Source organism: Amphritea atlantica (assembly GCF_018860855.1).
Taxonomy (GTDB): Bacteria; Pseudomonadota; Gammaproteobacteria; order Pseudomonadales; family Balneatricaceae; genus Amphritea; species Amphritea atlantica_A.
Genome location: NZ_JAHKQE010000007.1, coordinates 1 through 8,329 on the forward strand (window position 1 = coordinate 1; position 8,329 = coordinate 8,329).

An 8,329-nucleotide genomic window follows, 5' to 3' on the forward strand; every position below is an offset into this window, starting at 1 on the left:
AGTACCACTAATATTAGTGCAAAATCAAAATCCATGCGTCTGTGTCCTAACCATCAACTTTCAAAACTGCAAGGAAGGCATCCTGAGGAATTTCAACCCTTCCCACCTGTTTCATCCGTTTCTTACCTTCTTTCTGTTTCTGCAACAGCTTTTTCTTACGGCTAACATCGCCACCGTAACATTTAGCGATAACGTTCTTACGCAGCGCCTTAACATTGGTTCGGGAGATAATCTTACCGCCAATCGCCGCTTGAATAGCAACATCAAACATCTGCCGAGGAATCAACTCTTTCATCTTTTCACACAGCAGACGACCACGATATGGAGCATTATCCTTATGCAGTATGACCGCCAACGCATCGACTTTTTCACCATTGATAAGAATATCCAACCGCACCAATTGAGCAGGCTGAAAGCGGACAAAGTTATATTCAAGGGAGGCATAACCGCGACTAACCGACTTAAGACGATCGAAAAAGTCCAACACCACTTCAGCCATCGGTAGTTCATAAGAGACCTGAACCTGATTACCGACAAAGTTCATATTCTTTTGCATGCCGCGCTTATCAACACAGAGGCCGATTACCTGTCCAAGATATTCTTGAGGCACCAAAATATTAGCTTCGACTATCGGTTCACGCATCTCTTTGATCGAGCCGGGATCCGGTAGTTTCGATGGGCTATCAATCTGAACCACCTCACCGCTATTCAGTTCCAACTCGTAAACTACGGTCGGCGCAGTGGTGACTAGATCAAGGTTGTATTCACGTTCCAGACGTTCCTGAATAATCTCCATATGGAGCATTCCAAGGAAACCACAACGGAAGCCAAACCCAAGCGCATCAGAAGACTCCGGCTCAAAGAACAGCGAAGCATCATTCAACGTCAGTTTGTCCAGCGCTTCACGAAAGTCTTCATAGTCATCTGAGCTAGTTGGGAAAAGGCCCGCATAAACCTGCGGCTGAACGCGTTTGAAACCAGGAAGTGTTTCAACATCAGGTGTTTTAGCATGGGTGATCGTATCACCCACCGGCGCACCATGGATATCTTTGATACCGGCAACCACATAACCCACTTCACCGGCGCGCAAAATACCGGTTTCTTTACGCTTAGGGGTAAAGATTCCGACACCATCGACGGGCTGAACCTGCCGATTAGATTTGATCAGAATTTTGTCTTTTTTACGTAAAGTACCCTGTTTTACTCGCACTAACGAAACAACACCAAGGTAATTATCGAACCAAGAATCGATAATTAACGCTTGCAGTGGTGCATCAGGATCACCTTCCGGAGCCGGTATATGTTTAACCAGCGCCTCAAGCACTTCATCAATGCCTAAACCACTTTTAGCACTACAGGCCACCGCGTTTTCGGCATCGATACCGATAACTTCTTCAATCTCGTTACGAACCCGCTCAGGTTCAGCCTGAGGCAGATCCATTTTATTGAGAATCGGCAACACCTCCAGTCCCTGCTCCAATGCGGTATAACAGTTCGCAACGGACTGCGCTTCAACACCCTGAGCGGCATCCACAACCAGCAAAGCACCTTCACACGCCGCTAAGGAACGAGACACTTCATAACTGAAGTCAACGTGCCCTGGGGTATCGATAAAGTTAAGTTGATAAACCTTGCCATCTTTGGCGGTGTAATTAAGCGTTACACTCTGCGCCTTGATGGTGATTCCGCGTTCCCGTTCCAGATCCATAGAATCAAGAACTTGCTGCTCCATCTCCCGCTCAGCCAATCCACCGCAGGTCTGAATGAAGCGATCTGCTAAGGTAGATTTGCCATGGTCAATATGGGCAATAATCGAAAAGTTACGAATGTGTTCGAGCTTACTCACTACGGAATCACCAGCTAATAAATTTAACCATGCAACCCCATTTTCAGGGTGCAATACTGAAGCGGGCAAGTGTACCGTATTTCATCTGTTACGACCATCAAAGAGAAATGCATCTGAAAATAAACAGGGGAGCTAAAAAGCTCCCCTGTATGGCACTGACTATTTTAATTTAAGCGGAATAAACATTGGGCTACCCCGACGCACAATTCTCATTGGCACCGCCTTGTTATCCGGTAACGCTTTGGCAACCTTAGTGAAATCGTCGATTGAGCTGATGTCTTCGCCATTGAGCATGGTAATGACATCACCTACCATCAACCCAGAATCGGCACCGGCACCCTCTTCAACTTGACGTACGACAACACCATTGGTCACTCCCAACCGTTCCCGCAGTTGATCATCCAACTCACTCAACTGGATATTTAGCCGGTTAGATAAGGCTTCTTTACTTTTAGTCGATGTCTTAATCGCTTCACCCGATGCAGGCAGTAAACCAATCGTCACAGTAATTGATTTTTTCTTTCCACCACGTACAACACCTACTGTGGCATCCGTTTCCGGAGGAATACGTCCAACCTGATGAGGCAGATCACCGGAACGTTCTATCGGATGCCCATTAAAGCTGTAAATAATATCCCCTTCACGAATACCTGCCGCTTCTGCTGGGCTATCAGGCAGAACAGTGGCAACTAACGCCCCTTCAGGCTTATCTAAACCAAACGACTCCGCTAAATCACGGCTCACTTCCTGAATAATAACGCCTAACCAACCGCGGCTTACCTTACCGTTATCCTTAAGCTGATCAACAACTTCCATTGCAACATTCATTGGGATGGAGAAAGACAAGCCCATAAATCCACCGGAACGGGTATAGATCTGGGAGTTAATACCGATCACTTCCCCTTTCAAGTTAAACAGCGGCCCACCGGAGTTACCTGGGTTGATCGCCACATCGGTCTGAATAAAGGGCACATAGGTTTCATTAGCTAGACTTCTGTCCGTAGCGCTAATAATACCCGCTGTTACAGAGTGATCGAAACCAAATGGAGAGCCGATAGCGAGTACCCACTCACCTACCTCTGCTTTAGCGGAATCACCTATTTTTACGACAGGCAAATCGCTGGCATCAATTTTCAATAATGCGACATCAGAGCGCTTATCAGAGCCAATAATTTTAGCTTCAAGCTCACGACGATCACTCAGACGCACGATCACTTTATCGGCATCAGCTACCACATGGTGGTTAGTCAAAATATAACCATCCTCCGAAATAATAAAACCGGAGCCCAATGATTGCGGAGCTTTATGCTTTTGCGAATTACCATAACCTTCTGGGATACGGAAAAAATGTCGGAAAATATCGGGAATTTGCTGACCTTCAGGTAACTGTAAATCAGGGATACCCTGAACCTGAGTCGGCATCTGCTGCACAGTGCTAATATTGACGACCGCAGGTGATGCCTGTTTCACTAAATCTTTAAACTCTGGCAGTGCAGCATGCACGCTACTTACACACAACCAGAAAAGAACCAGACTGAAAGTCGCTCTGACTAGTTTCATATCGTTTATCCTGTCTATCAATTATTACTAAATGTAAATCAGACTCTACGAAGCAGCACCGGCCGGTAACTGCAGTTTTGGCTTATCAAACCAGAGATAAACCGGGTTAACAGGAAACCACCTGCCAACCCTAAAATAGCGCTCAAGATCACTTTAGGTTCAGAGAACCCTGCCAGCTGCACCGTAACAGACACAATAAACATGGCCAGCAGTGGCAACATATAAACCAATAAAGAGGCCGTTAAAAATGAACGTTCACCTACGCCGAGCGTAACTTGATCATTCACCGTAACGTCAATCTGGTTTGGATTATCGACCTGAATCTCCAGCCTTTTTCCATCACCTATTTTAGCGATTAGGCTTTGTCCGCAGCCCTTTTGAGCGCTGCAACTGGAACAGGCACTCTGCTTAATCATCTCAATCCAGACGATTCCGGAGCCAACACGGACGACCCGACCTTTTTCTTCAAGCATTGTTAATTACTGTACTTTTTCAATAGAATTAGCGACTCTATCCGCCACCATCAAAGGCACATCACCCACGACAGTCACAAAGAACTGATCCACTTTTTTACCAACAGCAACCATATCACCCATTTGAGTCGCACCTTCAGGAACAGCTGAATTACCAGTTCGCTCAATACTCAGCGTAAATGAATTAACCCCATTACTGAATACTGTCAGTTCTGCACCCGGTGCCATAGCATTTTTCACGGCTGAATAACCATCAGGAATCCATCCCGGTGTTGAGCTAACCAACTGGCCTTGACGCAAAACATTATGCTGTTGAATGTAACTATTCAGGCCGGCATTAAAACGAATAATATTGTCATTATTACTCTCGGTTTGATGCGCTATAGCCGGCGCACCAAACTGAGCTCGCATCAAGTTGCTAGAAGCAGCAAAGCTTGACTGACCTATCGTCGTCGCGGGCTGAGGTGCTTGCGCCAGAGAAGCATCCACCGTCGATTGAGAATTAAGCCCGAAATTCTGTCCGCCTAAAATAACAACCGCCGTTACTGAAGCGGCCACGGCCATACTCATCAACGGCTTGAAAAAGCTTTTCCGAAAAAGCCCCTCTTTTTCAGCGATGTCGACAGAAGCTTTTTCCAACGCGGGCTCTAAATCAACCGCCTGCATCACCGCAGCGCTAATATCACCACTGCTGAGTTGTTCATTTTTAAGGAGTGAACTGGCGACATGATAACGTTGCCACTGCTCTGGCAGCTCTTTATTTTCAGCACTCTGCTTCAACAGGCTGCGTAACTCAAAGTCACCAACTTCATTGTCCATCAATGCGGAAAGAGCTTCCTTGGGTTGTTCGCTCATTAGCCAACTCCTCACGAATTAAGTATCTGTAGTCACAGATACGGGGGAAATAACTCCACCCATTATTAGTATTAAACAATGTAGCCGTTTAATTTGACGCTCTGCTTCAGCCTACCAAACCATTAAACCTCAGCTCGACAAGACTAATTCAACAGCGGCGCAATCTCTTTATCGATCGCTTCCCGAGCACGGAATATACGCGAACGTACAGTGCCGACTGGGCAATCCATAATTTGAGCAATATCTTCGTAACTCAGCCCATCAAACTCTCGCAATGACAGCGCCGCACGAAGATCCTGAGGTAACTTATCCATCGCGTTTCTAACCACTCGGGCTAATTCGTCTCGGTATAAGCTATTCTCAGGTGTTTCAATATCTTTCAACCCGCTGTCACCTTCAAGATGGTGAGCATCGTCTACATCGATATCCATATCTGGTGGTCTTCTACCCTTAGCCACCAGATGGTTTTTAGCCGTATTAATTGCGATACGATATAGCCATGTATAAAAGGCACTATCGCCACGGAAATTAGGCAGTGCCCTGTAAGCTTTTATAAAAGCCTCTTGAGACACATCCATCGCTTCATGATGGTCATATACATATCGACCAATCAGTCCAATAATTTTATGCTGGTATTTTTTCACCAACAGATCAAAGGCGGTTTTATCACCTTCCTGAACTCGCTTGACCAGCTTTTGATCTATCGATGCTTGGCTTTCGCTGGACATTCGATTCCTTATTGTGTGAACAGTTCCAAACTAATGTAGCTATTAGTCGCTACAAGGAAGTATGAATGCCACCCCCTATTTCATGCAACCCTTTACCAGAGTTGAGCTTAAGTTATAAAGTAAGAGCGCCATCAACCAACTTAGTTCCCAGATATCAAAAAAAATTAATAAATTTGATCTTATACACTGGCCCAAGAACTAGGTTCAGGCAATAATTAGCCCTTGAACTAATAGCAGTAGAGAATACGCCGATGAGTAATGAGTTTCAGTATGATGTCTTAATCATTGGCAGTGGTGCCTCCGGACTTGGACTTGCCCTGCGACTTCCTGACTCGTACAAAATAGCGGTTCTCAGTAAAGCCAGCCTGACCAGCGGTTCCACCTACCAAGCTCAGGGTGGCGTCGCAGCGGTTCTTGATGATACCGATAGTACCCAGGCACATATTCAGGACACTATCACCGCAGGCGCGAACCTCAGCCGCCGAGACGCCGTTGCATTCACCGTTGAACACGGAAAAGAGAGTATTGAATGGCTAATCAATCAAGGTGTTCCTTTTACCCGTGAGGGCAATGAATACCACCTGACAAAAGAAGGCGGCCACAGCCATCGCCGAATTATTCACTCAGCCGACGCTACAGGTCAGGCGATACAACAAACATTGATAGAGCAAGCTCGCAACCGTAGCAATATACATCTGTTTGAAGATCATATTGCCGTTGATCTAATTACACGACATAAACTCAACCTGCCTGAAAACCGCTGTATTGGTGCCTATGTTCTCGACCACAACAGTGGCCATGTGAATGTATTTAAGGCCGGCTCAACAGTATTAGCAACGGGTGGCGTAAGCAAAGCCTATCTTTATACCAGCAATCCTGATGGTGCCTCAGGCGATGGTATCGCCATGGCTTGGCGGGCCGGCTGTCGGGTAGGAAACCTTGAGTTCAATCAATTCCACCCTACCTGCCTATACCATCCACAAGCAAAATCTTTTCTAATCTCAGAAGCGGTACGTGGCGAGGGCGGTAAACTACGGCTTCCCGACGGTAGCCGTTTTATGGACAGGTTCGACGAAAGGGGCGAATTAGCGCCACGGGATATCGTTGCTAGAGCTATCGATCATGAAATGAAACGACTTGGCTGCGACTGTCTCTTCTTAGATATTTCGCATAAACCGGCAGACTTTATTACACAGCACTTCCCAACCATCTATGAACGCTGTTTAAAATACGGAATCGATATTACCAAAGAGCCAATCCCAGTTGTCCCTGCGGCCCATTACACCTGCGGCGGAATCATGGTCAACCAACATGGCATGAGTGATGTCGAAGGCCTCTACGCCATCGGTGAAACATCTTTTACTGGATTACATGGTGCCAACCGGTTAGCAAGCAACTCCCTGCTAGAATGCATCGTCTACGCATCTTCCGCAGCAAGTCATATCATCAATCATAACCACCCATTGGGTCAGCTGCCTGAGATTCCAGCTTGGGATGAAAGCCAAGTAACCGATTCTGATGAAGATGTCATTATCGCCCACAACTGGGATGAACTCAGACGCTTTATGTGGGATTACGTCGGTATAGTGAGAACGAACAAACGCCTACAACGTGCAAAACACAGGGTGGACCTGCTACAACAGGAAATTGGTGAGTATTACAGTAACTACAAGGTAAGCCGAGACTTGCTTGAACTACGTAACCTAGCCGTGGTTGCCGACCTAATCATACGCTCAGCGATGCGCCGACAAGAAAGCCGAGGTCTTCACTACACTCTCGATTATCCGGAAAGTGGATTAGAAGCCAGAGATACCATTCTGACCCCCATCAATTATGATTGGCATTGATCGGCGTTGCGAAACGCAGTAAAACCCTCAGCTTACGAAATTGGTCTGCTGAAACACTATCCGGCCAAATAACAACAGCGACTGAGCCCTGCTGCTCCCTAAGCTTAACGCTAAGGCCAAGCAGCATTGGAAAAGTTAGTCGCTGTTGAACCGTCTCTATCTCTGCCCAGTTACCAGCAAGACAGATAGCGCCGACCTTCTTATCGGCTAACCAGCGCAATCCAGTCACCGAGCGGTGGTGAGTAAGAGCAATGAAACGCGGCCAACAATAAATCAAGTAACCACTACATATAAAAGTCAGAGGGATTTTTAAACTAAGAGTCAGACCCGAGATCCAGACAGAGAAAATGGACAAAGCTGTCAGTAAAAGAAATGCCCCCTTACCGATAGCAGAGGGTCTAATTTCAACTTGAAGCGGGCTGAACACGATCCAAAATTATCCGTACGATACGTTGCATATCGGGGTCTTCTGCCTCACCCCGCTCCATCAACCAAACAAATAGATCGGTATCTTCACAAGCAAGCAGTTTCACAAAACGATCTTGATCCTCCTCATCAAGGTCAGCAAACACTTCTTCAACAAAAGGCACAAACAATACGTCCAGCTCCAACATGCCTCTTCGGCTCTGCCAACGTAAACGGCGAATATCTTCTTCGGTATACATTATCTACCTGCTTATTAAGTGAAATCAGTTGTCACGATTATCGCGCCAAGCCTGATAAACGAGACAGGCAATATATAAAATAACTACCCCTCCTAGCAAGCCAAACAACACCCCAATTAAGCTACAAAGCCATTCTGGAGAACAAGGCAAACCGATTTGAACCATATCACAGACCTCTTCAGCCATTTATGGTAGCTATCAGTATAACGTTAAAATATTGGATAGATGTACGAAGGATTCCCGAACCACACCATGGCCACAGGACGACCCGTAAGGTGAGATGAGGAACGAACCGCACCAGAGAATAACCCAAGCGACCCACGATCCAATGCCAACCCAACGCCGATCACCGAGC

8 protein-coding genes are annotated in these 8,329 nt (G+C 46.4%); 1 reads left to right on the forward strand and 7 read right to left on the reverse strand.

The window, feature by feature from the left end; genetic code table 11:
• Positions 1-46: 46 nt before the first annotated feature.
• The 5 genes from lepA to rpoE form a co-directional block, all read right to left on the reverse strand.
• A complete protein-coding gene (gene lepA / locus KO512_RS02570; RefSeq protein WP_215950779.1) occupies positions 47-1,846 on the reverse strand; it encodes a translation elongation factor 4 in 1,800 nt (599 codons plus the stop codon).
• 159 nt (positions 1,847-2,005) lie between these two features.
• Positions 2,006-3,406, reverse strand: coding sequence for a DegQ family serine endoprotease (locus KO512_RS02575; protein WP_215950780.1), 1,401 nt, complete (start codon positions 3,404-3,406; stop codon positions 2,006-2,008).
• 38 nt (positions 3,407-3,444) lie between these two features.
• Positions 3,445-3,879, reverse strand: coding sequence for a SoxR reducing system RseC family protein (locus KO512_RS02580; protein WP_215950781.1), 435 nt, complete (start codon positions 3,877-3,879; stop codon positions 3,445-3,447).
• Positions 3,880-3,885: 6 nt separating this feature from the next.
• Positions 3,886-4,734, reverse strand: a complete 849-nt coding sequence (locus KO512_RS02585; RefSeq protein WP_215950782.1) for a MucB/RseB C-terminal domain-containing protein — start codon at positions 4,732-4,734, stop codon at positions 3,886-3,888.
• A gap of 143 nt (positions 4,735-4,877) precedes the next feature.
• Positions 4,878-5,462: an RNA polymerase sigma factor RpoE gene (gene rpoE / locus KO512_RS02590; RefSeq protein WP_126158336.1), complete on the reverse strand. Its 585-nt coding sequence runs from the start codon at positions 5,460-5,462 to the stop codon at positions 4,878-4,880.
• Positions 5,463-5,713: 251 nt separating this feature from the next.
• Between rpoE and nadB the strand changes: the two genes are divergently transcribed.
• A complete protein-coding gene (gene nadB / locus KO512_RS02595; RefSeq protein WP_215950783.1) occupies positions 5,714-7,309 on the forward strand; it encodes an L-aspartate oxidase in 1,596 nt (531 codons plus the stop codon).
• Here nadB and KO512_RS20420 read toward each other — a convergent pair.
• Both KO512_RS20420 and KO512_RS02605 read right to left on the reverse strand, forming a co-directional pair.
• Complete coding sequence (locus KO512_RS20420) at positions 7,290-7,736, reverse strand: protein YgfX (RefSeq protein WP_354667727.1); 447 nt, start codon at positions 7,734-7,736, stop codon at positions 7,290-7,292. The genes nadB and KO512_RS20420 overlap by 20 nt on opposite strands.
• Positions 7,714-7,974, reverse strand: coding sequence for a succinate dehydrogenase assembly factor 2 (locus tag KO512_RS02605; protein WP_215950785.1), 261 nt, complete (start codon positions 7,972-7,974; stop codon positions 7,714-7,716). Before KO512_RS02605 ends, KO512_RS20420 begins: the two co-directional genes overlap by 23 nt.
• Positions 7,975-8,329 lie beyond the last annotated feature (355 nt).

What these genes read in the sequence shown, in the direction of transcription:
- KO512_RS02585 (WP_215950782.1), bottom strand. Translation starts at nt 4,734, where the DNA reads ATGAGCGAACAACCCAAGGAAGCTCTTTCCGCATTGATGGACAATGAA.
- nadB (WP_215950783.1), top strand. Translation starts at nt 5,714, where the DNA reads ATGAGTAATGAGTTTCAGTATGATGTCTTAATCATTGGCAGTGGTGCC.
- KO512_RS02580 (WP_215950781.1), bottom strand. Translation starts at nt 3,879, where the DNA reads ATGCTTGAAGAAAAAGGTCGGGTCGTCCGTGTTGGCTCCGGAATCGTC.
- KO512_RS02575 (WP_215950780.1), bottom strand. Translation starts at nt 3,406, where the DNA reads ATGAAACTAGTCAGAGCGACTTTCAGTCTGGTTCTTTTCTGGTTGTGT.
- KO512_RS02605 (WP_215950785.1), bottom strand. Translation starts at nt 7,974, where the DNA reads ATGTATACCGAAGAAGATATTCGCCGTTTACGTTGGCAGAGCCGAAGA.
- rpoE (WP_126158336.1), bottom strand. Translation starts at nt 5,462, where the DNA reads ATGTCCAGCGAAAGCCAAGCATCGATAGATCAAAAGCTGGTCAAGCGA.